20 protein-coding genes are annotated in these 25,313 nt (G+C 48.2%); 9 read left to right on the top strand and 11 right to left on the bottom strand.

The window, feature by feature from the left end; all coding sequences use genetic code 11:
- Positions 1-53 precede the first annotated feature (53 nt).
- From gcvP to D9Y29_RS16390, 3 genes are all read right to left on the bottom strand, one after another.
- Positions 54-2,945, bottom strand: a complete 2,892-nt coding sequence (gene gcvP, locus D9Y29_RS16400; protein ID WP_127130131.1) for an aminomethyl-transferring glycine dehydrogenase — start codon at positions 2,943-2,945, stop codon at positions 54-56.
- Positions 2,946-3,132: 187 nt separating this feature from the next.
- Complete coding sequence (locus D9Y29_RS16395) at positions 3,133-4,077, bottom strand: sterol desaturase family protein (protein WP_241237960.1); 945 nt, start codon at positions 4,075-4,077, stop codon at positions 3,133-3,135.
- Positions 4,070-4,972 carry a sterol desaturase family protein gene (locus D9Y29_RS16390; protein WP_127130129.1) on the bottom strand — a complete coding sequence of 301 codons (903 nt, stop codon included), beginning with the start codon at positions 4,970-4,972 and terminating at the stop codon, positions 4,070-4,072. The genes D9Y29_RS16395 and D9Y29_RS16390 overlap by 8 nt, the downstream gene beginning before the upstream one ends.
- A 95-nt stretch (positions 4,973-5,067) precedes the next feature.
- Between D9Y29_RS16390 and D9Y29_RS16385 the strand changes: the two genes are divergently transcribed.
- A complete protein-coding gene (locus D9Y29_RS16385; protein ID WP_241237959.1) occupies positions 5,068-5,586 on the top strand; it encodes a YkgJ family cysteine cluster protein in 519 nt (172 codons plus the stop codon).
- Between the two features lie 111 nt (positions 5,587-5,697).
- Here the strand turns inward: D9Y29_RS16385 and D9Y29_RS16380 are convergent, their stop codons facing one another.
- The 3 genes from D9Y29_RS16380 to folK form a co-directional block, all read right to left on the bottom strand.
- Positions 5,698-6,948, bottom strand: coding sequence for an MFS transporter (locus D9Y29_RS16380; protein WP_127130127.1), 1,251 nt, complete (start codon positions 6,946-6,948; stop codon positions 5,698-5,700).
- Positions 6,949-6,981: 33 nt separating this feature from the next.
- Positions 6,982-7,614, bottom strand: coding sequence for a deoxynucleoside kinase (locus D9Y29_RS16375; protein WP_127130125.1), 633 nt, complete (start codon positions 7,612-7,614; stop codon positions 6,982-6,984).
- Positions 7,615-7,691: 77 nt separating this feature from the next.
- The gene (folK, locus tag D9Y29_RS16370) at positions 7,692-8,174 is read right to left on the bottom strand and encodes a 2-amino-4-hydroxy-6-hydroxymethyldihydropteridine diphosphokinase (protein ID WP_127130123.1); all 483 of its coding nucleotides are present in this window, start codon (positions 8,172-8,174) and stop codon (positions 7,692-7,694) included.
- A 58-nt stretch (positions 8,175-8,232) separates the two neighbouring features.
- Here folK and sppA point away from each other — a divergent pair, with 58 nt between their 5' ends.
- From sppA to D9Y29_RS16355, 3 genes are read left to right on the top strand one after another with little or no spacing between them, the layout of a single operon-like run.
- Positions 8,233-9,978: a signal peptide peptidase SppA gene (sppA, locus tag D9Y29_RS16365; protein ID WP_127130121.1), complete on the top strand. Its 1,746-nt coding sequence runs from the start codon at positions 8,233-8,235 to the stop codon at positions 9,976-9,978.
- A gap of 46 nt (positions 9,979-10,024) precedes the next feature.
- Entirely contained in the window at positions 10,025-11,128 is a 1,104-nt protein-coding gene (locus tag D9Y29_RS16360; RefSeq protein ID WP_127130119.1) for an ABC transporter permease, read from the top strand.
- Positions 11,129-11,138: 10 nt separating this feature from the next.
- Positions 11,139-11,633, top strand: a complete 495-nt coding sequence (locus D9Y29_RS16355) for an SRPBCC family protein (RefSeq protein WP_127130117.1) — start codon at positions 11,139-11,141, stop codon at positions 11,631-11,633.
- Position 11,634: 1 nt separating this feature from the next.
- Here D9Y29_RS16355 and D9Y29_RS16350 read toward each other — a convergent pair whose 3' ends face one another.
- The 3 genes from D9Y29_RS16350 to bioA all read right to left on the bottom strand — a co-directional run bounded on the left by D9Y29_RS16350 (position 11,635) and on the right by bioA (position 14,879).
- Positions 11,635-12,744: a glycoside hydrolase family 18 protein gene (locus tag D9Y29_RS16350; RefSeq protein ID WP_127130115.1), complete on the bottom strand. Its 1,110-nt coding sequence runs from the start codon at positions 12,742-12,744 to the stop codon at positions 11,635-11,637.
- Between the two features lie 71 nt (positions 12,745-12,815).
- Positions 12,816-13,433 (bottom strand): hypothetical protein, encoded by a 618-nt coding sequence (locus D9Y29_RS16345; RefSeq protein ID WP_127130112.1) that lies wholly within the window; start codon positions 13,431-13,433, stop codon positions 12,816-12,818.
- A gap of 174 nt (positions 13,434-13,607) precedes the next feature.
- Entirely contained in the window at positions 13,608-14,879 is a 1,272-nt protein-coding gene (gene bioA / locus D9Y29_RS16340; protein WP_127130111.1) for an adenosylmethionine--8-amino-7-oxononanoate transaminase, read from the bottom strand.
- An 88-nt stretch (positions 14,880-14,967) separates the two neighbouring features.
- On the opposite strand from bioA, the gene D9Y29_RS16335 reads away from it, so the two are divergent.
- Together D9Y29_RS16335 and D9Y29_RS16330 are read left to right on the top strand one after the other, a co-directional pair.
- Positions 14,968-15,531, top strand: coding sequence for an RNA polymerase sigma factor (locus tag D9Y29_RS16335; protein ID WP_127130109.1), 564 nt, complete (start codon positions 14,968-14,970; stop codon positions 15,529-15,531).
- A complete protein-coding gene (locus tag D9Y29_RS16330) occupies positions 15,518-17,209 on the top strand; it encodes an outer membrane beta-barrel protein (protein ID WP_127130107.1) in 1,692 nt (563 codons plus the stop codon). The genes D9Y29_RS16335 and D9Y29_RS16330 overlap by 14 nt, the downstream gene beginning before the upstream one ends.
- A 7-nt stretch (positions 17,210-17,216) precedes the next feature.
- On the opposite strand, the gene queG is transcribed toward D9Y29_RS16330, so the two are convergent.
- Positions 17,217-18,161 carry a tRNA epoxyqueuosine(34) reductase QueG gene (queG, locus tag D9Y29_RS16325; RefSeq protein WP_241237964.1) on the bottom strand — a complete coding sequence of 315 codons (945 nt, stop codon included), beginning with the start codon at positions 18,159-18,161 and terminating at the stop codon, positions 17,217-17,219.
- A 142-nt stretch (positions 18,162-18,303) separates the two neighbouring features.
- On the opposite strand from queG, the gene D9Y29_RS16320 reads away from it, so the two are divergent.
- Complete coding sequence (locus D9Y29_RS16320; protein ID WP_127130105.1) at positions 18,304-20,022, top strand: sodium/sugar symporter; 1,719 nt, start codon at positions 18,304-18,306, stop codon at positions 20,020-20,022.
- A 128-nt stretch (positions 20,023-20,150) separates the two neighbouring features.
- Here D9Y29_RS16320 and D9Y29_RS16315 read toward each other — a convergent pair whose 3' ends face one another.
- Positions 20,151-21,194 carry a serine hydrolase domain-containing protein gene (locus tag D9Y29_RS16315; protein ID WP_127130103.1) on the bottom strand — a complete coding sequence of 348 codons (1,044 nt, stop codon included), beginning with the start codon at positions 21,192-21,194 and terminating at the stop codon, positions 20,151-20,153.
- A gap of 93 nt (positions 21,195-21,287) precedes the next feature.
- Between D9Y29_RS16315 and clpB the strand changes: the two genes are divergently transcribed.
- Both clpB and D9Y29_RS16305 read left to right on the top strand, forming a co-directional pair.
- Positions 21,288-23,933 carry an ATP-dependent chaperone ClpB gene (gene clpB, locus D9Y29_RS16310; RefSeq protein ID WP_127130101.1) on the top strand — a complete coding sequence of 882 codons (2,646 nt, stop codon included), beginning with the start codon at positions 21,288-21,290 and terminating at the stop codon, positions 23,931-23,933.
- A 169-nt stretch (positions 23,934-24,102) separates the two neighbouring features.
- Positions 24,103-24,681: a DsbA family protein gene (locus D9Y29_RS16305; RefSeq protein ID WP_127130099.1), complete on the top strand. Its 579-nt coding sequence runs from the start codon at positions 24,103-24,105 to the stop codon at positions 24,679-24,681.
- Positions 24,682-25,313 lie beyond the last annotated feature (632 nt).

Raw genomic sequence — 25,313 nt, 5'->3', positions numbered from 1 at the left:
ATAAAAAAGAGGCACGCATACCGGCGTGCCTCCTGTATCTAATTTTCTATTTCTTAGTTTGCTTCCGCTTCAGCATAAGATGAAACAGGCTCGCAGGTGCAGATCAGGTTTCTGTCGCCATGCGTATTGTTTACCCTGCTTACACTAGGCCAGAATTTGCTTTCGCTTACATATGGGAGTGGGAATGCAGCTGTTTCACGGCTGTAGCTGCGGTTCCAGTCGGAGCTGATCACTACATGCTGTGTATGTGGCGCATTCTTCAGCGGGTTATCTTTCTTATCGGCTTTACCTTCTTCGATAGAGCGGATCTCTTCCCGGATGCTCAGCATAGCGTCGCAGAAGCGGTCCAGCTCGGCTTTGTCTTCACTTTCTGTAGGCTCGATCATGATCGTACCGGGAACAGGGAAGCTGAGCGTAGGCGCGTGGAAGCCGTAATCCATCAGGCGTTTGGCTACATCTTCCGCTTCGATCTCGGCAGATTTCTTGAAGGGGCGGAGGTCGATGATGAATTCGTGTGCGCAGGTGCCGTTGCTGCCGAGATAGAGGATCTCATACTCACCCTGCAGGCGTGAACGCATGTAGTTGGCATTGAGGATCGCGTATTCGGTAGCAGCTTTCGTTCCTGAGTAACCGAGCATGCGGATATAAGCGTAGCTGATCAGCAGGATGCTTGCGGAGCCGAATGGCGCTGCACTCACTGCATGAGTAGCCTGTTTACCATTTTCCAGGGTAACGTGACCGGGCAGGAATGGCGCCAGGTGCTCTTTCACACAGATGGGGCCCATGCCGGGACCGCCGCCGCCGTGAGGGATGGCGAAGGTTTTGTGCAGGTTGAGGTGACAAACATCAGCACCGATCAGGCCAGGCGCGGTGAGGCCCACCTGGGCGTTCATGTTGGCGCCGTCCATATACACCTGACCACCGTGCTCGTGAATGATGCTGGTGATCTCTTTCACTGTTTCTTCGTACACACCATAAGTGCTGGGATAAGTGATCATGATACCTGCCAGATCTTTACTGTACTGGTTGGCTTTTGCTTTCAGGTCCTCCACATCGATATAACCATTCTCCAGCGCTTTCACTACTACCACCTTCATGCCTGCCATCACTGCTGATGCAGGGTTGGTGCCGTGTGCGGAGATGGGGATCAGCATTACGTTGCGATTACCTTCGCCGCGTGAACGGTGCCATTCGCGGATCACTAACAGTCCCGCATATTCGCCCTGCGCACCGCTGTTGGGTTGCAGGCTGCAGGCATCGAATGCAGTGATCTTGCAGAGGTAGTCGCTCAGCTCAGTAACGATCTGGTAGTAACCCTGCGTTTGATCAACCGGTGCAAAGGGGTGCATCTTTGCCCAGTGGCTCCAGCTTAGAGGGATCATCTCGCTGGCTGCATTCAGTTTCATGGTGCAGCTGCCGAGGGAGATCATGCTGGTATTGAGGGAAAGGTCTTTGTTCTCGAGGTATTTGATATAACGCATCATCTGTGTTTCGCTGTGGTGCGTGTTGAACACAGGATGCGTGAGGAAAGGAGAGGTACGGGTAAGTGAAGATGGCAGATGATAGAGACCTGCATCATCACTGATACTGAACCCGGCAACATTGTGATCATTAGGTTGATCAAGCAGCAGGAGAATATCCAGCACATCGGAGAGGGAAGTGGTTTCATCCACGGAGATTCCGATCTCGTTGTTGCTGAAGTAGCGGAAATTGATCTGTGCGGCTTCTGCTTTGGCGCGGATGGCGGCAGCATCTTTCACTTTGATCACTACGGTGTCGAAGAAATTGCTGTTCACTACATCGTATCCGTCAGCAGCAAGTTCTTCGCTGAGTGCATTGGCCAGGATGGTAACGCGTTTGGCGATATTCTTCAGTCCTTCCGGGCCATGGAATACTGCGTACATCGCGGCCATATTGGCGAGGAGCGCTTGTGCAGTACAGATATTCGAGGTAGCTTTTTCGCGTTTGATATGTTGCTCCCTGGTCTGGAGGGCCATGCGCAGTGCGCGGTTGCCCTGTGCATCGATACTAACACCGATGATACGGCCTGGGATTGATCTTTTGAAATCATCTTTTACGGCAAAGAAAGCGGCATGTGGTCCGCCGAATCCGAGAGGAACGCCAAAGCGTTGGGCGGAACCGCAGGCAGCGTCAGCGCCGAGCTCGCCGGGAGGCGTGAGCAGTGTGAGCGCCAGCAGGTCTGTTGCCATTACCACGTAAGCATCTGCAGCGTGCACTTTGCTGATGAACTGGCGGTAGTCTTCCACAGAGCCTTTATCGTTGGGGTACTGCACCAGCGCGCCGAAATAAGTATTGTCGATTTCCGCCGTCTTGTAATCTCCGGTTACCACTTCAATGCCGACGGGCGTTGCGCGGGTGATGATCACATCGATCGTTTGCGGGAAAGTATGTTGGTCAACAAAGAATTTAGGACGTGTGATATGATCATGGTCCCTGTTGAGGGCGTTGAAGAACATAGTCATGGCTTCTGCTGCCGCACTGCCTTCATCCAGGAGGGAGGCGTTGGCGATGGGGAGACCTGTAAGGTCGCTCACCATGGTCTGGAAGTTCAGCAGGCTTTCCAGGCGACCCTGGGAAATTTCTGCCTGGTAAGGCGTGTATTGGGTATACCAGCCTGGATTTTCAAACACATTACGTAAAATCACACTGGGTGTGATGGTATCGTAATAACCCTGCCCGATATAGGTCCTGAACACTTTGTTCTTCAGGGAAATCTCCTTGATATGCTGCAGGTACTCATATTCGCTCATGGAAGGCGGGATGCTGAGCGGTTTGCTCATGCGAATACCCGGGGGGACGGTTTTGCTTACGAGGCTCTCGAGGCTTGGTTCGCCTATTGTGTAGAGCATTTGCTTCGTCTCTGCTTCATTGGGCCCGATATGACGGCTGATAAATTCAGCGTTTTGTTGTTCGAACAGATTCATATAATGTAGTTGATAAACTTTTATAGCGCTAAAAAGAGGCTGCAAAGTTACGCGGATTCTGTCACACTAACAGCTGTTTGTTGAGCTGGTGAATTTATTGGGGAAAAATGGGTGTTTCAGATAGCCTTCAACACCGCCATATGAAGCCAGCGAGCCGCCTGGACTGCTGCACAGAACTAGCTACCAGTCAGCGCAATACGGTGGAGTTACCAGCCTGTGCATCTTCTTCAGCACGCATCTCTTCACTGGTAAGACGGCTGCCATCGTGGCTCCAGCCGGGAGGTCCAAAGAGGTAGTTCCATTTTTCTTTCCAGGTGATATCTGTGCGGGTGATATCTTTCCAGATGCTGCTCCATTCATGGAACACTACTGTAACAGGTGTTTCTTTTTGGAGGGGAGTAGTGAGCCCGTACCTGATCGGCTGGTATTCGGCTTCCGGAAGCTCGGCCTGGAAAGTGCCGAAGATCTTATCCCAGATGATGAGGAACATGCCCATGTTCTTGTCCAGGTATTTTGGATTGCTGGCATGATGCACACGATGGTGCGAAGGCGTAACAAGTATATGTTCAAGCCATCCCATCTTTTTGATGAATTCGGTATGCACAAAGATGCCCCAGATCTGCGTGGCTGAATAGATGAAGATGATATCCAGCGGCGAGAAGCCCATCAGTGCAAGTGGAATGAAATAGATGAAACGATAGAGCGGCTGGAATACAGAGGATCTGAACCCAACCGTGAAATTGAAAAGTTCGGAAGAATGATGCGTTACATGCACGGCCCAGAAAATCCTGACCTCATGATCGAAACGATGAAGCCAGTAATAAAGGAAGTCTTCCAGCAGTACTAACATGAACCAATACACGATAACGTGATCGAAGTTGAAGACCTGGTGGCGATAGAAATAATCCAACACCACCAGATACACGCCGCGGAACAGCAGGTCAAGCGCGCCATTCATCAGCATCAGGTAAACATTTACACCTGTATCTTTCCAGGTATAGGCTTTGCGGTGGCGGTAATTGCTCAACAGAATTTCAGCACCGATGATGATTAGATAAACAGGGGTGCTGATCAGGATCAGTATTTGTTCTCTTATGGCTTCCACTGCGGCAAAAATAGTCGGCTTATTCATATTTGCCAACCTTTTCACATTCTCTTAGTGATTCACTGGTCTTTCTGCTGCCATCATGGCTCCATCCGGGAGCGCGGAAAACATATTGGATTTTTTGTTTCCATGTAATGTCCTTTCTTTTAAGGTCGGCCCAGATGCCCCGCCATTCGTGCAATACAAGCGATGGGATGGATTGATCTTCTAACGGACTGGTGAGGCCGTAACGGATGGGCTCATATTCTCCGGCAGGCAGTTCCTGTTGGAAGGTGCCGAACAATTTATCCCAGAAAATAAAAACAGATCCCATGTTCTTATCCAGATACTTTATGTTGGAACCATGATGCACGCGATGGTGTGATGGTGTAACGAAAATGTATTCGAGCCAACCCAGTCGTTTTACTTTTTCTGTATGTGTACAGATGGCCCAGATCTCGAGGATGGAATACACCAGCAGCACATCGATGGGCTGGAAACCTGCCAGGGGAAGCGGCAAAAAAAATAGGAAACGATATAAAGGTTCAAATACGGCAGCCCTGAAACCGGTAGTGAAATTAAAATGCGAACTGGAATGATGGTTCACATGAACAGCCCAGAAAAAGCGACTGGTATGGCTTAGCCGGTGCAGCCAGTAGTGAAGGAAATCAACGGCAAATACAAGGACCACCCAATAGATCCAGGAATGTGAAAGCGTAAACAGTGCATGCGCAAAACAGAAACTCATTACAGCAAGTGAAACAGCGCGCATCAATAAATCAGTGAGACCCCCTAGTATACTGAGTGCAAAATTGCGGGCGGAATCTTTCCAATGATAAGATTGGGTATGATGAAGACTGCTCAACAGGATCTCGATCCCGATGATGATCACATAGAAAGGTGTTGATACCAGCGTAAGGAATTGCTGTTGAAGCGTATTCATAGTACGTGATATTCAAATTAAATACCATGTTATGAATTATTTGTCAGTAATTTTGCAGGCAGTTTCATATTAACCATTTTTTAATTGATCATCAGGTGGCTAAACCCCTTTTTGGAAACGGACATTCAATAGAGGCGCTGGAAAAAATGCAGTGGAAGAAGCGTTCTGCAGAGCACCAGAAACTGTACAAACAATTTCTCAAATCGGCGGACAAGAACAAAACGCTGAAGCAATTGCCTGATCTGCATGAAGAAGCTTTCAGCCAGATCGATTGTCTGCAATGCGCTGCCTGTTGCAAGAACTATTCCCCGCGATTCAAAACTCCTGATATCAAACGCATCAGTAAGCTGCTGCGAATGAAGGAGAGCGCATTCATCGATACTTATCTCAAACTGGATGAAGAGGGGGATTATGTGGTGAAGTCAACTCCCTGCCCGTTTTTAGGAGCCGATAATTATTGCAGTATTTATGATGATCGTCCTTCTGACTGTCATCGTTTTCCTTATACCGATGAAGATGTGATCCTCAAGCGGCCTCAACTTACGCTGAAGAATGCGGAATTTTGTCCGGCTGTGTTTTATGTCATGGAGAAGCTGGTGGCGAACGGGAAATAGTTGCGTGTGCCGGGTGTGCCCGCTTGTGAGAGAGGCTGCCTGAAAGTGATGGAATGATCCTCGCCGGAGACGAGCGACTGGGCACACTCTGATATGCTATCACAGCAAAAATTAATATTGGAATTTGCGCAGGCTTGGAGCTTTGATCCAGGCGCCGACCACAACCAATACACTCATTGCACCGCCGAAGAGGACGGAGGGGACCACTCCCATCAGTTTGGCAGCAACACCGCTTTCGAAGCTTCCAATTTCGTTTGCCGAATTGATGAACATGCTGTTGATGGCAGAAACGCGGCCGCGCATTTCATCAGGCGTTTTGAGTTGCAGGATAGTGCCGCGAATTACTACACTGATACCATCCAGTACGCCACTCAGTAACAGCGCCACAAAGCTCAGCCAGTAAATAGTGCTCAATCCGAATGTGATGATACAGATCCCGAATCCTGCCACTGCAAACAACAACAGTTTACCCTGGTTCTTTTTCAGCGGGAATATTGTGAGATAAACGATCACCAGCGCAGAGCCGATATCGGTAGCGGCATTCAGCCATCCGAAACCGATAGCGCCTACTTTAAGGATCTCGCCGGCAAAGAATGGGATCATGGCTACGGCGCCTCCGAACAGTACTGCAAACAGGTCCAGCGCCATCGCACCTAACAATTCCTTCGTTCCCATTACATATTTCAATCCTTCTTTTACACTTTCCCAGGTCTTCTGTCCTTTTTTATTGTGCTGTGGTGGTTTGGCAGAAATGAAAAATGCAGCCGTGGCCGAGATGAGTATATAAAAAATGATGAGTGCAAAAGTGTTGGTATAACCTGCATAGGCGATCAGGAAACCGGCGGATGCGTGGCCGATAACAGAAGCGCCCAGCCAGGTGCCGGATCTCCAGGTAACGGCGCTGGGTAAATGTGATTTGGGCACCATCTGCGCCATGATAGCATTGGTGACCGGCCCCAGGAAAGCCCTGATCACACCGGTGCTGAAGATGATCACATAAATGGAATACTGTATGAAATGTTTGCCAACGGATTGTTCTACGGAAGGAATAGTGATGGTGAGCAATGCGACTGCACAAACCACATAGAGCAGAATGGTGATAAGCATCAGCTTCCGGTTATCGGTCTTGTCAACCACATGCCCTGAGTACAACGACAATAATATAGCGGGAACAGCTTCGGACAACCCGATAAAAGCCAGCGCCAGCGGGTTTTTTGTGATGAGATACATTTGCCACCAGACAACAGTGGCGATCATTCTCATAGCCATGGTAAAAAAGAAGCGCTGTATGATGTATAACCGGAATTCTTTGATCTTAAGTACTTCGAAGGAATTTTCCGGGCCTCTGTCTCCTGATTCCATTTTACAAAAATACAGTTGTACCGGAATAATCGGTTATGGCAGAGTGAAATAATGCTGACCGGGACCGTAATCTTTTTCCAGTGCATCGGTGATCACCTGCAGGTGTTTCTCGTTACCGAGAAAGTCTGCATTGCTGGCATCGATGAAGAGGGTTGTGATATTGTGCTGCTTGATATACTGGGTATAGGTCTGCTGGATATTGAAAAGATAATCATCCGGGATATTCTGCTCATACGGTCTGTTACGTCTTTTGATATTCGACTGCAATTTCTGAACAGGTGCATGCAGGTAGATGAGGATATCCGGTTGGATCAATTGCTGGTGGATGATATCGAACAATTTCTGGTAGAGCCTGAATTCCTCTTCGGGCAGGTTCACTTTGGCGAATAGCAAACATTTGGTGAAGAGATAATCGCTGATGGTGATGGTATTGAAAAGATCCCGCGATTGGATCAGCTCTTTCAGTTGTTTGTATCGCTCTGCCATGAAGAATAGTTCCAGCGGAAAAGCAAACTGGCTGGGGTTTTCGTAGAATTTGCTGAGAAAGGGATTGTCCGCAAATGCTTCGAGGATCAGTCTGGCATCGTATTTCTTGGCAAGTAAATGGGCCAGGGTTGTTTTACCTGCGCCGATATTGCCTTCGATAGTAATGAAGTGATATTTCATGGAATGAGCGTCAAAATAAAACAATTGCCTGCAGAAAAAAGGATTGGTGAGGCGATGTGGAAAAGTAAAAATAATGATCAGTTGAACCTGGCAACAGGCAGCGGGTCTGTACAGGCGTCCAGCAATCCGATCATGGTTTGCTTCAGTTGCGGATGTTGCAGGTGCGGCGCGATCTCGGCAAGCGGCGCCAGCACAAAGCGTCGTTGCGCCATGGCCGGATGCGGCACCAGCAGTCCTGGCTCATTGATGATGGTATCATTATAAAAGATAATATCGATATCGATGGTACGGGGCCCATTCTTTTCAAGCCGCTCCCTTCCCATTTCAAGCTCGATGGAGAGCAATTCTTTCAGCAAGGGCAATGGTTCCAGTTTTGTATACACCAGCAGTGCCTGGTTGAGGAAGGAAGGCTGGTCTGTCTTGCCCCAGGCGGCCGTTTCATAGAGAGAAGAAACCTGTTCCACCTGTCCGGCCCTTTGCCTGATGAGGTCAACCGCCGTTTGAAGCTGTTCAACCCTGTTGCCCATATTGCCGCCTATCAGTAAATACGCTTTATTCATATATTGCACTTGCTCAAGGTTCAAATATCAAAGAATTTTGCTTAAAACCCTATTGTAAATGAGTAGCTTTCTTAAAATATTCCTCGCAAGCCTGTTGGCGTTGATCGTGTTCACAGTAGCCGCGTTCTTTATGCTGTTTGGCATAGCGGGGAGCCTGGCTTCTTCTGAAAGGCCGGCAGTTGGCGGTAAAGCCATACTGGTGGTGAACCTGGAAGATGAATTCATGGAAATTGCAGAAGAAAATCCGATCGCGGAAATTACAGATGGTAAGGGAAAACCTTCCCTTTATGATCTGCTCCGCGTGATCCGTCATGCAAAATCCGATTCAGCTGTGAAAGGCATCTATCTCCACTGCGGCAGCAATGTCAATGGTTTTGCCACCGGTGAAGCCATCCGCGAGGCGCTTGCTGATTTTAAGTCCGCCAACAAATTCGTGATAGCTTATGGCGATGTGATCACCCAGGGTGGTTATCGTGTGGCCAATGTGGCCAGTAAGATCTACTGCAATCCCAAAGGTGGGGTAGACTGGAGGGGGTATGTGATGCAGCTGCTGTTCTTCAAAGGAACATTGGAAAAGCTCGATATCCAGCCCCAGATCTTCTACGCAGGAAAATTCAAAAGCGCTACAGAACCTTTCCGTGAAACAAAAATGACCGATGCCAACCGTCAGCAGACCACCGAGCTGATGAATGGCCTTTACGAACAACTTTTGCAGCAAACCGCGGAAGCCAGGAACCTGGATACGGCTACTCTTCATCGTTATGCCAATGAAAATCTTATCCGCAGCGCCAATGATGCATTGAAATATGGGCTGGTGGATGGATTGAAATATGACGATGAAGTGAAGGATGAGATCAAGCAACGCACCGGCTCCGGTAAATATGATAAGCTCAATTTCATTACTGTTGGTAAATACATGAAGGCGGTTGATTACAAGAAAAGTGGAAAAAGCAAAATTGCTGTGATCTATGCCCAGGGCGATATCATCGATGGGAAAGGGGAAAATCAAACCATCGGCGGTGAAAGCTACCGCGCACTGGTGCGGAAAGCAAGGCTGGATAAGGATATCAAGGCAATTGTGTTCCGTGTCAATTCAGGCGGCGGCAGTGCCATGGCCAGTGAAGTGATCTGGCGCGAGCTCACACTTGCGAAGGCTGACAAGCCGGTGGTCGTGAGCTTCGGTGATGTGGCTGCATCGGGCGGTTATTACCTGGCCTGCAATGCAGACAGCATCTTTGCAGAACACAATACCATCACAGGGTCTATCGGCGTGTTCACCCTCATTCCCAATATGCAGGGATTTTTCAATAATAAGCTCGGCGTTACTTTCGATGGCGTGAAAACATCTCCCGATGCAGATGGTCTGAACGTTTTCAAACCACTCAGCGAATCGCAGAAACGATTCCTCCAGAATGATGTAGACAGTACCTACCACACTTTCAAATCCCGCGTAGCGGAAGGCAGAAAGCTGAGCATTGAATACGTTGACAGTGTTGGGCAGGGCCGTGTATGGATCGGCAGCAAAGCTGTGGAGCTGGGGCTGGTTGACAGGATCGGTGGTCTGGACCAGGCCATCGCCTGCGCTGCGCGTATGGCGAAGATCACAAATTACCGTCTCCGTGAGTATCCCGATAAAAAAAGTCTCCTCGATATGATCCTTGGCTCAAAAGAGCAGGCGCCCCAGGCGGCACTCCGCCAGGAACTGGGAGAAGATGGATACCGCGTATACCAGCAAATCAAGAAAACGAAAAACATGAGCGGCAGGGCCCAGGCCCGGATGCCTTTCGAACTGGTGGTTGAGTAAAATCATCACTTTTATTTCGGGAGAAAGCGCTTAGTTTTGCGGCTCTATGTCACAACCATATAGTCAGGTCAAAGCCATGCTGGCTATTACAAAAGCCAGCTTCAAAGGAATTCTCAAAAGTCCGCAGGCCGTATTCTTCAGTTTGTTCTTCCCGATCGTACTGATCACCATCTTTGGAGCAATCGGTGGGAACAGGGGGATTTCTCTGGATGTTGCGTTTACGAAGAATAGTGATACCAATAATATAGTATACCAGGCTATCAATGGAGGTCTTGTGCCGGGTATTGAAGTAGAAACCGGTACTGAGGCTGAGTTGCAGGACCGGTTGATGAAAGGAAGGATCGTGGCGCTGATTGAAGTGAAAGAAACCCCTGGCGGTAAATCAAACTTCGATGTACATCTCAAAACAACTTCAGCAGGGATGAAAGACCTGCCTGTACTGCAGGGGGTTCTCGAAAATGTGATCAACAAGACCAATGACATGATCACTCCACGTCAGAAGACCTATGCTACCATCAGTTCCGAAAAAATAGAGGGCCGCCAATACCGCATGATCGATTTCTATCTTCCCGGAATGCTCGGTTTCTCACTCATGGGAACAGCTGTATTTGGTGTGGCATTCGTTTTCTTTTCTTTCCGTGAAACGCTTGTACTCAAAAGACTTTTCTCTACTCCTATCAAAAGACTATATATCGTTTTAGGCGAAAGCCTTGCCAGGATCATCTTTCAATTGATGACCGCTGTGATCCTGATCGTATTTGGTGTGTTGTTGTATAATTTTACACTCGCGCATGGATTTGTGACATTCCTGGAAATGATGCTGCTCTGTTTGATGGGGGTAGTGGTATTTATGGGATTCGGTTATACTATCAGCGGCCTGGCAAAGAACCAGCATGTGATCCCCGTGTACGCGAACCTGTTCATGTTCCCGCAATTCTTTTTGTCGGGCACTTTCTTTCCAAAAACTTTACTGCCTGCTTTTTTACAACCAGTGTTGCAATTCCTTCCCCTTACTGCCATGAACGATGCCATGAGAAAGATCTCTTTTGAAGGCGCGCATATCTGGGAATGTGGAAGCGAGCTGGCCATCCTGCTGGGATGGGCTGTTGTAGCCTATGCATTGGCAGTAAAAACATTCAAGTGGGAATAATCTTTTTTATATGCGATTAATAAAATTGGCCATTATCAGTTTCGCGGTCATCTTCATTGTAATTTTTCTTCTGAGCCTTTTGATCCCTTCGCATGTGCGGGTAAGCCGCGCCATCAATATCGATGCGCCGGTGGATTCTGTGATGCCTCAACTGGCAGATATCCGGAACTGGAAAAGCTGGAATACGATGCTGGACAATGCCGAATACAAGGATGTGAAATATGAGGAAAATGGTTTTTACTCAGACCAGGTGCAGATTGTGAGAACGGGTGTAAAAACAGACAGTGTGCTCACTACCTGGCACCAGCAAAGTGGTCGTGATATCTTGTCTGGTATGGCCTGCTTCAACTTTAATGGCGTTACTGCCGTGCAATGGTATTTCGATTTCCATCTCCGCTGGTATCCCTGGGAAAAAATAGGAAGCATCATTTTCGATAAACAACTGGGGCCGCCCATGGAGAAGTCGCTTGACAAACTGAAGAAGATGGTGGAGAAGCAGCACTGATCTATCGTTCAGTGATCATCTCTTTTTTCGTTTTGTCAATTTCATCCAGCAATCCGCCCTTCGGAACATCCAGCGTCAATTCCCAGAACATAATGCCATTAAGTCCCTGACTGATGGCATATTTTGTTTTCAGACGGATGGAGCGCAGGTCATCATAGGTGGCAAATAATTTCTTTGCAGAATTGTAACTGTAAGGCGCCTGCGCTTGTTCATCCCAGTGAGGTACAAATCCATCTTTGATTGTGTATTCCTTCAACAACTGCTTGTAAGGAACAAAACTTTTGAATCTTGCCGGACGGTTCACACCATTGTGCAGACTGTCGGCTCCTTCAAAGACCCGCGCATAAAAAGCCGTTCCGATCACCATTTTATTTTTAGGTACTCCTATTGAATCCAGGTACCTGACAGCATGATCAGTGGACTCGATCTGTATATCTGTTGAATACAATCCCGTATGATGTCCGGTTATAGGGCTATAGCCATTGATGAGATCGTAGGTCATGAGGTTTACCCTGTTCAGCAAAGGCATCACTTTATCCCATTCTACAGATTCCTGCAGGAATTTGGTGAAGCCACCCGCAGCGAAACTGATCTCCATCTTTTCACCCAGCTCTTTACGAAGCGCCAGCACCAGTTCTGTGAAATTTCCTTTGTCTTCCGGTTTGTATGGATGACCGGGATAACCTTCAATGGCAGGATATTCCCAATCGAGATCGATGCCATCAGCATTGTATTTTTTCAGCATTTCATTTACGGAAACAGCAAAAGTATTTCTGCCTGCTGCGGTAGAAAAGCTCTCAGAGCAATCCTTACAACCACCCCATCCACCTAGCGATAACAATATTTTCAGTGCAGGATATTTCTTTTTCAGCGATACAAGTTTCTTGATCCTTGCAGCTGCATCCGGACTGCCGGTCACCAGCTTATTGTCCTTCAAATAACAAAAACTGAAAATGATATGCGTGAGTTTATCAACCGGGTACTCATCGATCTCTTTTTCATTGCCGGTGTAATAGGCTATCACTGCAAAGTTTTTGCTGCTATTTGACTGCGCGCAGAGAGCAGTGGTAGTGAATGTGAGGATAAGAACGGACAGGATGCGATGTACCATATGAGCTTTATATTTAAGTGCCGGAAAATGTAAAACTGTAATGATGGTACGGAGGCCATGATCATAATAAACTATGGCAGTTTTTGGGTGAGGGAATCCAGGCGGGTCTGCAAACTGTCGAGCTGTTTATTGAACAGTTCTGAAGCAGCGGTGCCAGGCAGTCTCTCCTGCTGGAAAATATGCATGGCGGGCAGGGTGGTCACTACTTTCAGGAGGATATACAGATCGTTGATGGTAGCGGTCTTGCGGGTCATCAGGCTGTCCAGCTCCTGGTGTGGCGCTGTCTTGTTATTGTATTCTTTCAGACTTTCATTCACCAACGCCAATACTTTTTTGCGGAAGATGGAGTCTTTGATATTATTGATATTGAGTTTCGCAGACTCGTAATAAGACTGGTTCTTGTCGTTGAACAGGCGGAAGCTGTCCAGCGACTGCTGCTGCTTTTGGTTCAGTGTTTTTATTTCTGCATCGATGGATTTCAGTTCTTCAGATTTACTGATCAGTTCCTGGTATAAAGATTCGATCAGGTTCTCTTTGTTCTTTGTGTACAATCGCGATACATCTACCCGTTTCCCTTCCAGGATCACCGGGATATTGCTGGATGATTCGGCCGCGGGCCTGGGCTTCTCCGCACAGCTGAAAAGGCCGGTCAACAAAAAAGGTATGGCTAATTGTACTATTGATTTCATTTGTGTTTAAGATTAATGAACATTTCGGAGAGCTGGCCGTCGCTCGCCTCTGGCGAGTGACTTATGTTTAGTCGCCTCCGGCGACGCAGTGTTCGCCGGAGGCGAACCAATACAAGTCACTCGCCAGAGGCGAGCGACTGCCAGCTCTCTGTTCGTAAAATAGTTCAATTTTGATCAGCCTGCAAGCGTTGTGAGAATGTTCAATATTACTTTATAAACAGTATTCAATTCTTCACCAGTAATACAATAAGGCGGCATCAGGTACAGGGTGTTCCCTAACGGTCTTAGATAAACGTTTTGCTCCATCGCCTGCTGTGTGATCAGTTTGCTGATATTGTTCAGGTACTCATCGCGACCCTTATCGATCTCAAAAGCAATGATGGTGCCCAGCACTCTTATATTACGGATAGGGTGACCGCTTTGTTGCAATTGCTGACTGAATACGAGGTGTTGTTGATGGATATTTCCCATTTGTTCAGCGCACTCAGGCTTCAGCAGGAGGTCCAGGCTGGCCAGGGCGGCCGCGCAGGCGATAGGGTTGGCCGTGTAGGAATGTCCGTGGAAAAAAGTCTTCAGTAAATCTTCTTCCACAAAGGCTTCATACACTTTGGATGAACAGGCGGTGATGCTCAGTGGCATAGTGCCGCCGGTCAGACCTTTGGAGAGACAAACGATATCAGGCTCATTGTTCATATAAGAAGATGCAAAGAGCCTGCCGGTACGCCCGAAACCAGTCATCACTTCATCGGCAATGCAGATCACCTGGTGTTGTTGACAAAGGCTAATGAGCTGGTCCAGTCCTTCCGCACTGTACATCTTCATACCACCTGCCCCCTGCACCAGGGGCTCGTAAATGAAACAGGCGATCTCTTCCCAGGGAAGATCATATGATGTGTTGGCAGATCCCGGCGCATCGATAAAGATCACTTCGAAGAGTTTATCCTGGAATGCCATCGTAAACACGGAGCGGTCGCTCACGCTCATGGCGCCAAACGTATCGCCGTGATAGGAATTATTGAAGGCAAGTATTTTGTTTCTCTTTTTCCCTTCGCCCTTATTCCACCAGTACTGGACGCTCATTTTGAGGGCCACTTCGGTGGAAGTGCTGCCATTATCTGAATAAAATACGCGGGAAAGGTTGCCAGGAAGGATTTCCAGGATTCGCTCCGCCAGCCGGATGGCGGGCTCATGGGTAAAGCCGGCAAAGATCACCTGTTCCAGGGTACTGGCCTGTTCAAAGATCTTTTGAGCGATATAGGGATGGGCATGACCATGAAGAGTCACCCACCAGCTGCTGATAGCGTCTATATAAGTCCGGCCATCTGCATCCTGGAGAAGGGTGGCCGAAGCTTTAACAATTGGAATGGGAACTGGCATATACTTTTGCGGTGTAAAGGGATGCCAGATCACCTTTTTATCCCTGGTTATCAGCGATTCAGTGTTCATTATCCAAAGGTAAGTGATCCAATCGCCCCAAAAAAGAAAGGGGATGCAACGCCTGCATCCTGATTTGTGTCATGGTTATACTTGAAAGATGGACTATAGCAGGCTGGTAAAAGAATGTTTGAAGGGCCGCCCTGATGCCCAGCGACAACTCTATGAGCATTTTGCCGAGGGGATGTTAGGGGTATGCTATCGCTATACCAAGTCCATGGCCGACGCAGAAGATGTGCTGCAGGAAGGATTTATCAAGGTATTCACCCATCTCGGACAATTCAAATCGGAAGGAGAACTGGGGGGATGGATCCGCAGGATCATGGTGAATACAGCGCTTAACTTTCTCAAAAAGAACAGCCGCTACCAGCACGACCTGGCTTATACAGATCCCGGCCTGCATCCGGTATCGGACGATAATCCTGAAGTATTACTCAATGCGAAAGACCTGGCTGAGCTGATCCGGCAATTGCCAACCGGCTACCAGACAATTTTCAATATGCACGCGGTGGAAGGTTTTTCACACGTGGAGATCGGAAAGATCCTGGGCATCAATGAAGGAACATCCAGATCTCAATATGCGCGTGCCCGCGCATTACTGATAACCTGGCTTAAAAAAAACAACCTGGAAGCAACAAAAACTGAATCGTATGTCCGACCATGATTTTGAGAAACAGGTGCAGCAGAAAATGGAGCAACTGAAGTTGCGCCCGTCTGATGCTGTCTGGACAAAAGTGGATAAGCGTATCCGCAAGGAACGACGCCGCAGGAGAGTGGTCCTTTGGTTACCGCTTTTTTTGCTCTGCATAGTCGCAGGCGGCTATTTCTATTTTGATGCCCAATCCAACAACAATAAATTCACCGCTTCTGAACTGAACTCTACTCAAACGTATTCCGATAAGAACACTTCTGAATCCACCAATACCACTGCCAGCAACAGTGAGAAAAAATCCGTTGCCGGGCCAGCCGCAACATCAGCAAATACTATCACCCCTAAACAGTCTATACCTGCTGCGCACAACACTGATCTTCCTGCATCGCAGCCCGCACCTGAAAATGCCGGTGAACGCAACGCATTTACTCCGGAAAATAATGCGACCGCTGTTACTAACAGTGCCGTACAACCGGAAAAAGGAATAGTATCAGTTCCGAAAACCAATAATGCTGGCAACGAAGGCAGGAAAGTAAGCAAGCCTTCTACTGATCTGTCCGGCACCATTGCAGCAAACCGGGGCAATAAGCCGCCACGCAAATCATCCGGCAGTCCGGAAAAGGCTCCTGTGCAGCAAAATGAGCAGCCTGCAGCAAGTACTGTTGCTATAAATGAGCCCGCTCCGAAGTCGGATAGCCTGACTGATGAATTTGGAATCGTGATTGGAAATACTGATCCCAAACAGGTTTCAGTAGATTCATCCAAAGTAAGCGGAAGCAATCCTGCTGCTCCAAAGAAACTTGACCTGGCCCAAACGCAGGCTCCAAAAAATAAGAAGAAACCAATGCCTGAACCTCCGAAGCCTGCACGGAAACCCGCCACCTGGAGTTTCGGTATCGTTGCAGAGGGCGGCGCTTCACATATTTCCAAAGGCAGTCCTTTCAGCCTGCTCAGCAAGAAGAACAACGAGCCTGAAGATCTCGCCATGGCCAGCCCCGCGCCTCCCAATCAGAATTTATATGGCGGCCCGGCAGGATTCACGCAATTCCCGGATAACAAACCTTCCGAATTGAAATCCGGTATGTCCTGGTCTGCCGGTGGTTTCGTTCAGAAACAATTGAACAAGCGCATCAGCATATCTGCAGGAGTGCAGTACAGTTACTTCAGTATGAAAACTGATGTTGGACAATTCATGAAGTCCGCGATCTCCGTGAGCAATGCCAATTATGACCAGGTAGTAAGCGATTACTACCAGGGAAGAAGTGCCCTCAATGTGGGCGGAGGACTTGCCACTACCAGTTACCCAAGACCACCGCAACAACAGGAATACACCAACAAATATCATTTCCTCGAGATCCCCGTGAAGATCCACTGGCGTGTTACCGGTGATGAAGCAGCATTGCCCATCATCGTAGATGGTGGTTTATCCATAGCCAAACTGCTTTCCACCAATGCTCTCCATTACGACGGTAATAACGATGTTTATTATAAAGACTACGATTACTTCAATAAGGTACAGGCAGGCATCACAGCCGGTGTAAACCTGGAGCTGTTCAGTGAAAGTAAACATCCGGTTTGGATCGGACCTACAATCAAGTACCAGTTGAGCAACCTGATCACCAGTGATCTTTCCAATGGACAGCATCTCTGGTCATTTGGACTGGGAGCGAAATTCTTCCTGAGAAAATAGAGAAAGCTTATTGCTGAAGGAAGCGGAGGTTGCGGCGAATGCCCTCAAACTTCGCGCGCTTCAATGGTGAATGGCGAAAGATCTTTTTGAAACTCTCTTCCGTGAGTTCCTGCCAGTCTTGTAAGGAGAATTCAAGCAATTCCGGTATGGGCGTGAATTCCGGCTCGGTATTGGAAACCGAGAACCGGTTCCATGGACAAACATCCTGGCAGGTATCGCAGCCGAACATCCAGTTATCGAATTTCCCCTGCATGTTTTCCGGGATCATCATTTCTTTCAGTTCGATGGTGAAATAAGAAATGCATTTGCTGCCATCGATCACTTTGTTTTCATGGATGGCCCCGGTAGGACAGGCATCAATGCATTTGCGGCAGGTGCCGCAATAATCCTTCGCAATGGGATCATCATATAACAGTGGTATATCAACGATCAGCGTGGCGATAAAAAAGAATGAGCCCTGTTGTTTATTGATAAGATTGCCGTTCCGGCCGATCCAGCCAAGGCCGCTTCGCTGCGCCCAGCTTCTTTCCATCACCGGTGCAGAATCTACAAATCCTCTTCCTGTTACTGCGCCGATCTCCTGGTTCATGGCGGCCAGCAACTGGTTCAGTTTGGCGCGGATCACTTCGTGATAATCTTTTCCGAAAGCATATTTGGAAACTTTGGGAGTTTCCTCCTGCTGCAACTGGGCGGGATAATAATTCATCAGCAGCGTGATCACCGAGCGGGCGCCGGGTACGAGGCGTGAGGGATCCACGCGCAGCTCGAAATGGTTTTCCATATACTTCATATTCCCCTGCATGCCCTGGTTGAGCCAGGCTTCCAGGCGACGCGCATCTTCGTCGAGCGGAACTGCTTTTGCAATGCCGCAAAAGCTGAAACCAAGCCGGGACGCGGTCTGTTTGATCAGCAGGGTATTTTTGTCTATGGAATTCATCAGGCTTACCAGCACCTGCAAGTTACACGCTTTCAGGCTATGTTCACAGCGCTTAATCCAGTGCCAATAAGACTGAACAAATATTTTATGTAATCGTTTGCATAAATCAGCCAGTTTTTCCTACTTTAGTTCCTTCACTCCTTAACGAATTGCTTTTATGAAGAATAAACTGGAGACTGGCGATATCATCGTATTTCTCATCTACATCCTCATTGTTGCCGGCTATGGCTATTGGGTTTACCGCAAGCGTCAATCCAAAGAAAATGATACCAAAAGTTTTTTTCTCGCAGAAGGATCACTCACCTGGTGGGCGATCGGTGCTTCCATGATCGCGAGCAATATTTCCGCTGAGCAGTTCATCGGAATGAGCGGCAGCGGGTTTGCGATGGGATTGGCCATTTCTGCTTACGAATGGCTGGCCGCCATCTCGCTGATCATTGTGGCTGTTTTCTTCATGCCTATCTATTTGAAGAACCGCATTTTCACCATGCCGCAATTCCTGAAGCAACGATACAATGAGCATGTGGCATTGCTGATGGCTATCTTCTGGCTCTTCCTGTATGTTTTTGTGAATCTTACATCCATTCTCTTTCTCGGCGCCATCGCCATCAATAATCTTTCGGGTGGCGGTAACTTCCACCTGATCATGATCCTCCTGGCCATTTTCGCATTGGTGATCACGTTAGGAGGCATGAAAGTGATCGGTTATACCGATGTGATCCAGGTGGTTTTCCTGGTGATCGGCGGTCTGGCTGCCACTTACCTGGCCCTTACCAAAGTGAGTGAGCATTTCGGTTATGGCAAAGACCTGCTGGCCGGTATCAACCAATTGTTTGCGAAAGCGCCTGAGCATTTCGATATGATATTCGACAAACCCACGGAAACGGCTTCAGAAGCTCAGATCAAGAATTACCTCAGCCTGCCTGGTATTGCGATGCTGCTGGGTGGTCAGTGGATCGCCAACCTGAACTATTGGGGTTGTAACCAGTATATCACGCAACGTGCGCTGGGCGCGGATCTCAATACTGCGCGCAGGGGTATCATCTTTGCCGCTTTTCTTAAAGTGATGATGCCGATCATCGTAGTGCTGCCAGGTATTGCAGCCTATGTTTTGTATACGAGCGGGCAATCAGATGTTACACAAGCCATGAATATCGACGGACATGTAAAAGCCGATAACGCATACTCGGCAGTGTTAGGCTTCCTTCCTGAAGGACTGAAAGGCTTGTCCATGGCTGCATTGACGGCGGCCATCGTTGCATCGCTGGCAGGTAAGGCCAATAGTATCTCTACCATCTTCACGCTCGATATTTACAAGAAATATGTAAGCGCCAATGCTTCCGAAAAGAAACTGGTCTGGATTGGAAGGCTCACGGTTTTACTGGCGATGGTGATTGCCATCCTCTTCACCTGGAACGACTGGCTCAATATCGGTGGAGAAGGCGGCTTCAACTTCATTCAGAAATACACAGGCTTTGTATCGCCCGGTATTTTCGCGGTGTTCCTGCTCGGTTTCTTCTGGAAGCGGACCACTTCGCTGGCAGCCGTAGTGGGCATTGTAGGAGGCTTCCTGCTGAGCGTGATCTTCAATGGTTACCTGCCGCAATGGTTCGGTAATGAAACATGGATGTACACAGCTTATCCAAACCCGGATAACAAAGGCATCTATGAGATCCCCTTCCTTACCAGCATGGGCTGGGTGTTCTTCATCACAGTTGCCGCGATGGCTGCTATTTCCCTGCTTGATCCGGGAAGTAAGAACAATCCAAAAGCAACGCAATACGACAGAAGCATGTTTCGGGTTACGCCTGGAATGATGGCCATGATCCTGGTGATACTGGGATTGATTGCAGCTATCTATGTGAGATTCTGGTAAGATCAACAAGGTATGGCAGTCGCTCGCCTCCGGCGAACCAATCGGGTGCAGCACCTGACTGGTCGCCGGAGGCGAACAAATATAAGTCACTCGCCGGGAGGCGAGCGACTGCCAGCACTCCGAGTTTTTTACTTACAACTGCCGATAGCTTCTTCCACTTTTTCTTTGAATTGAATAGCGAGATCTTTCTTCACTTCATTCCTGGCTTCAGCCACAAAAAGTATTGCTGCATATTTCCGGCAAAGATCGATATAAGGCCAGGTGCCGGTCAGGGAAGGACTGCTGAGCACTTGTGCATTACCGGAAGCATCTTTTTCCTGTACATAATTCCCATAGCTTACATCAAAACCTGCAACGGCTTCCGGTTGGTATTTGACAGGTTCTGAGCCGAGTTGCATGCGCTGCATTTCTTTGATACTTTCTTCTCCCAATATTTTCTTCCCCTCAAAAGTTCCGCCGTTGAGCAGCATGATGAGAAAGTTCAGGTAATCATTGGCGGTAGATTGTGCACCGAAACCGGGATTGGGGCATCCGCCGGCAAATCCGAAATTGGTAGCGCGCATTTTGCAGGGACGGAAGATGCGTTCCTGGGCCAGTCGCTCGAAAGGTTTCTTTCCAACTATTTCGATCACACGGGCAGCAATAGCGGGGCCATAACTGCCGTAGAAATATTCTTCTCCTGCATTGGCCGTGATCTCTTTTGATGCGAGCGCATTTACCTGGTCTTCCAGGGTTTGGTATTTACGTCCAAATGCTACCTTTGTACTCAACCCCTTGTCGCGTTCAAATCCGGTGAGATGCATCAGGCATTGCCGTACAGTAAGGTAACTCTTCATGTATCTGTTGAATTCGGGGAGATATTTACCTACCGGGTCATCCAGCGATATTTTACCCTGTTCCACAAAGGTCAACACCACTGCTGCCGTGAGCCATTGGCTGGATGCTGCAATTGGCGCCTGTGTTTTGGCATTGAAGTCGGCGCCTAACTCTTTCTGGTAAACGATTTTACCATCTTTCCAAACCAATGCCACTGCTTTGCCGATGGTCTTTTGCTGTTTGATGAGAAAGGAACTGATGGCGGCTGTATCCTGGGCTTTAACAGACTGCAACAATAGCAGGAAAGATGCAGCCAGACTGCATATGAGACAGATTCGTTTGATTTTTAATGACATAACTGCGGGATTTAGGGCCTTGGTGTATCGTTTGTAACAATAATAAAGTTATTTGAAACGCACAAGTTTCGGGTAACGAAAAGGAGGGAATATATGAATCTGAACAATTTTACTATCAAAGCACAGGAAGCGATTGCGCAGGCGCAGCAGATCGCCTTCAATAATAATAGTGTGAATATCGAAACGGAGCACCTGCTCAAGAGCCTGCTCGACCAGGAAGATTCGCCTGTTGATTATTTGCTGAAAAAAAATAATGTAACGGTGAATGTGCTGGACACCAAGCTCCAGGAGAGCATCGACCGTTTACCCAAAACAAGTGGTGGCGTTACGCCGGCCCAGATGATCGGTCGTGATGCCAACAATGCCGTATTGCGTGCAGGCGCCGTACTCAAACAATTCGGTGATGAGTTCGTGAGTGTGGAGCACCTGTTGCTGGCCATCTTACAGGGCAGCGATAATGCGTCGAAGCTCCTGAAAGATGCTGGTCTCACAGAGAATGGACTTGTTGCAGCCATCAAAGACCTGCGCAAAGGCGATACCATCAAGAGCCAGACACAGGAAACGCAATTCAACGCGCTCAATAAATACGCGAAGAACCTCAATGAACTGGCGCGTGCCGGTAAGCTCGATCCGGTGATCGGTCGCGATGAAGAGATCCGCAGAACACTGCATATCCTCAGCCGTCGCAGCAAGAACAATCCGATCCTGGTAGGTGAGCCAGGTGTGGGTAAGACTGCCATCGTTGAAGGACTTGCACACCGCATCATCAATGGTGATGTACCCGAGAACCTGCAGTCCAAGATCATCTATGCGCTCGATATGGGGCAGCTTATTGCCGGCGCGAAATACAAAGGAGAATTTGAAGAAAGACTGAAAGGCGTGATCAAGGAAGTGACAGGCAGCGATGGGGAGATCATCCTGTTCATCGATGAGATCCATACCCTGGTAGGCGCCGGTGGCGGTGAAGGGGCAATGGACGCAGCCAATATTCTCAAGCCTGCACTTGCACGCGGCGAGCTCAGAGCCATCGGAGCCACCACACTCAACGAATACCAGAAATTCTTTGAAAAAGACAAGGCTCTCGAACGCCGCTTCCAGAAAGTGATGATCGAAGAACCCACTGTTGAAGATACTATCTCCATCCTGCGCGGATTGAAAGACAGGTACGAGACCTATCACCATGTGCGCATCAAGGATGAAGCCATCATTGCTGCGGTGGAATTATCGCATCGTTATATCACCGATCGTTTTCTGCCGGACAAAGCCATCGACCTGATCGATGAAAGCGCCGCAAGGCTGCGGTTGGAGATGAACAGCATGCCCGAGGAACTGGACCGTATGGAGCGCCAGATCCGTCAGTTGGAGATCGAGCGTGAAGCCATCAAGCGTGAGAACGATGAAGAGAAACTGAAAGAGCTCAATACAGAGATCGCCAATTTCAGTGTGGAACGCGATACGCTCCGCGCGAAATGGAAAGAGGAAAAAGAGATTGTAGAAAAAGTACAGAGCGCCAAAGCCAGCATCGAAACCCTGAAACAGGAAGCAGAACGCGCTGAACGCAACGGAGATTATGGTAAAGTGGCTGAGATCCGCTACGGCAAAGTGAAAGAGCAGGAGCAGATCATTGCAAAATATTCAGAAGAACTTGCGGGCATCAACGAAAAACGAATGCTGAAAGAAGAAGTGGATGCAGAAGATATTGCAGAGAATGTAGCTAAAGCTACCGGCATCCCTGTTACCCGCATGCTGCAAAGTGAAAAGGAAAAACTCCTTCAGCTGGAAGAGCATCTTCACCAGCGTGTGGTGGGCCAGGAAGAAGCCATCACTGCCGTTGCTGATGCCATCCGCAGAAGCCGTGCAGGACTGCAGGACCCGAAGAAGCCTATCGGTTCTTTCATCTTCCTCGGTACTACCGGTGTGGGTAAAACGGAGTTGGCGAAAGCCCTTGCCGAGTTTCTCTTTGACGATGAAAGCATGCTCACCCGTATAGACATGAGTGAGTACCAGGAGAAACATTCTGTATCACGTCTTGTAGGGGCGCCTCCGGGTTATGTAGGTTATGACGAAGGCGGTCAGCTCACGGAAGCTGTGCGTCGCAAGCCTTACAGTGTAGTGCTGCTGGATGAGATCGAGAAAGCGCATCCTGATGTGTGGAATATATTGTTACAGGTATTGGACGATGGAAGGCTTACAGACAATAAAGGTCGGGTAGTGAATTTCAAGAATACTATCATCATCATGACCAGCAATTTGGGCAGCCATATCATTCAGGAAGCGTATGAAGATGTGAATGAAAGGAACCGCGAAGAAGCATCAGAGAAAGCAAAGAATGACGTGATGGGGTTACTCAGGGAAACCATTCGTCCTGAATTCCTGAATCGTGTGGATGAGATCATCATGTTCCAGCCATTGTTGAAAAAAGAGATCAAGGGGATCATCAATATTCAGCTGAATAATTTGAAAAAGCTGGTGGCCCAGAATGGTATCAATCTTCAGTTCAGTGATTACGCCATCGATTACCTGGCAGAGAATGGTTTCGATCCTCAGTTTGGTGCGCGGCCGCTGAAAAGGCTGATCCAGAAAGAGATCGTGAACCAGCTGAGCCGTAAGATCCTGGCCGGGGATGTAGACAAGACCCATCCTGTACTGATAGATGTTTTCGATGGAGTAGTGGTGTTCCGGAATGAGACCAGTGCAAAGCCGTCTGACGATAAGAAAGAAAAAGCGGCTTCCAAATAAATAGCCTTAAGTACTGAAATGCAATGTCATCCCGCCGTTGCGGGGTGGCATTCTGTTTTTTATGCAACTACTGCCTGAACAACATCATCTTAATAAATGTTATAATTCAAGCACACCAAACCAACTGTTGCCGGTCCTGTGAATGTTAAAAAAAGGAGAAAACAATACTATGGCAACAAACAATAAACCCAAATTGATCGAGATCAAACCTCCCAAGGACATCTGGGTGGGCGCTATCGATGCGCCCGTATCCCTGGTGGAATTCGGGGATTATGAGAGCGAAGCCTGTGCTAAAGCCCACGAGATCGTGAAGAAGATCATGGAGCAATACGATGGCAGGGTGAAGTTCAATTTCCGTCACTTCCCGCTCACGCAGGTGCATCAGCGTGCGCAAAAGGCTGCTGAAGCCTGTGTAGGAGCATCGCAGGAAGGAAAATTCTGGGAGATGCATAACCTGCTCTTTGCGCATCGTACCCAATTGGGCAGTATCAGCTTACGGGAATATGCACGCGAAGCAGGCGCAATGGACAAGAATTTTCTTCCGAAGCTGGTGGATTCACTTTACGGATGGACGGTCAGAAATGATCTGCTTGAAGGCCTCGATAAAGGCATCAGGGACATTCCTGCCTTCTTCATCAATAACGAACTATATACCGGCAAGATCACCTTGCCTGGTCTCTCCAAAGCCATCGATGATGCGTTGGCTTCTTCCGGAAAAAAGAAATCAACAGTAAAACAGAGAGCCTGATCAGATTGATCAGGTTTTTTTGTGTGTTGTTGGCCGGGGAGGGATATGGCAGGGTGGGCTGAGAAAACAAACCAACGCATTTGGAGGATTTGGGGCTTTTGGCTTGTTGGATTGGGCTGAGATACAGAGCCGGACTTCTTCGCTTTTGTTTTCAAGGCCCTTCCTGCCATATCCCTTCCCCGGCCCGATCACAATGAAGGTGCTACACAAATATTCCGATGCTTCGAGCTTTCTCTTCATAATGCTGCACCAAAGTTTCCTGCTTCTTTAACCAGTCACTGATTTCTATTTTTCTCATTCTTTTCTTTTGCATTTTTTTCTGCTCAAACCATGCAATGAAAAGATAGCGCATTCTGATTTTACAGTAATGAGTCAATCACATTCATTCAGATAGAACCGAATCAGGAGGAATCCAGAAATCTTACCTGTAAAGCTGCTATTCAACTTACTCTTCGAAGTATCCCCCGTCCTCCACTCAATTGTTAGGATTGCATTAACCTGGCCTATTCAGGGTGTAGAGGGCGCAAAGGTGATATGAACAGGCGGCCTTGGAAACAAAAGCTCAACAGCCTGGCTCTGCACTTCAGTCCCATCCAACCAATCCACATCCCAATAATCCCCCAACTGCGTTG

It is taken from the genome of Pseudoflavitalea rhizosphaerae (assembly GCF_003991355.1).
Classification (GTDB): Bacteria; Bacteroidota; Bacteroidia; order Chitinophagales; family Chitinophagaceae; genus Pseudobacter; species Pseudobacter rhizosphaerae.
Note: the sequence above shows the minus strand (reverse complement) of the source record. Positions and strands in the feature narration are given on the sequence as shown.

Bases quoted from the DNA above. Each gene is read 5' to 3' on its own strand.
- D9Y29_RS16390 (WP_127130129.1), bottom strand. From the start codon at position 4,972: ATGAATACGCTTCAACAGCAATTCCTTACGCTGGTATCAACACCTTTC.
- D9Y29_RS16350 (WP_127130115.1), bottom strand. From the start codon at position 12,744: ATGGTACATCGCATCCTGTCCGTTCTTATCCTCACATTCACTACCACT.
- D9Y29_RS16380 (WP_127130127.1), bottom strand. From the start codon at position 6,948: ATGGAATCAGGAGACAGAGGCCCGGAAAATTCCTTCGAAGTACTTAAG.
- D9Y29_RS16315 (WP_127130103.1), bottom strand. From the start codon at position 21,194: ATGTCATTAAAAATCAAACGAATCTGTCTCATATGCAGTCTGGCTGCA.
- D9Y29_RS16320 (WP_127130105.1), top strand. From the start codon at position 18,304: ATGAAGAATAAACTGGAGACTGGCGATATCATCGTATTTCTCATCTAC.
- bioA (WP_127130111.1), bottom strand. From the start codon at position 14,879: ATGAACACTGAATCGCTGATAACCAGGGATAAAAAGGTGATCTGGCAT.
- gcvP (WP_127130131.1), bottom strand. From the start codon at position 2,945: ATGAATCTGTTCGAACAACAAAACGCTGAATTTATCAGCCGTCATATC.
- D9Y29_RS16375 (WP_127130125.1), bottom strand. From the start codon at position 7,614: ATGAAATATCACTTCATTACTATCGAAGGCAATATCGGCGCAGGTAAA.
- D9Y29_RS16395 (WP_241237960.1), bottom strand. From the start codon at position 4,077: ATGAATAAGCCGACTATTTTTGCCGCAGTGGAAGCCATAAGAGAACAA.
- D9Y29_RS16330 (WP_127130107.1), top strand. From the start codon at position 15,518: ATGTCCGACCATGATTTTGAGAAACAGGTGCAGCAGAAAATGGAGCAA.
- D9Y29_RS16360 (WP_127130119.1), top strand. From the start codon at position 10,025: ATGTCACAACCATATAGTCAGGTCAAAGCCATGCTGGCTATTACAAAA.
- D9Y29_RS16345 (WP_127130112.1), bottom strand. From the start codon at position 13,433: ATGAAATCAATAGTACAATTAGCCATACCTTTTTTGTTGACCGGCCTT.
- sppA (WP_127130121.1), top strand. From the start codon at position 8,233: ATGAGTAGCTTTCTTAAAATATTCCTCGCAAGCCTGTTGGCGTTGATC.
- D9Y29_RS16355 (WP_127130117.1), top strand. From the start codon at position 11,139: ATGCGATTAATAAAATTGGCCATTATCAGTTTCGCGGTCATCTTCATT.
- D9Y29_RS16335 (WP_127130109.1), top strand. From the start codon at position 14,968: ATGGACTATAGCAGGCTGGTAAAAGAATGTTTGAAGGGCCGCCCTGAT.
- D9Y29_RS16305 (WP_127130099.1), top strand. From the start codon at position 24,103: ATGGCAACAAACAATAAACCCAAATTGATCGAGATCAAACCTCCCAAG.
- clpB (WP_127130101.1), top strand. From the start codon at position 21,288: ATGAATCTGAACAATTTTACTATCAAAGCACAGGAAGCGATTGCGCAG.
- folK (WP_127130123.1), bottom strand. From the start codon at position 8,174: ATGAATAAAGCGTATTTACTGATAGGCGGCAATATGGGCAACAGGGTT.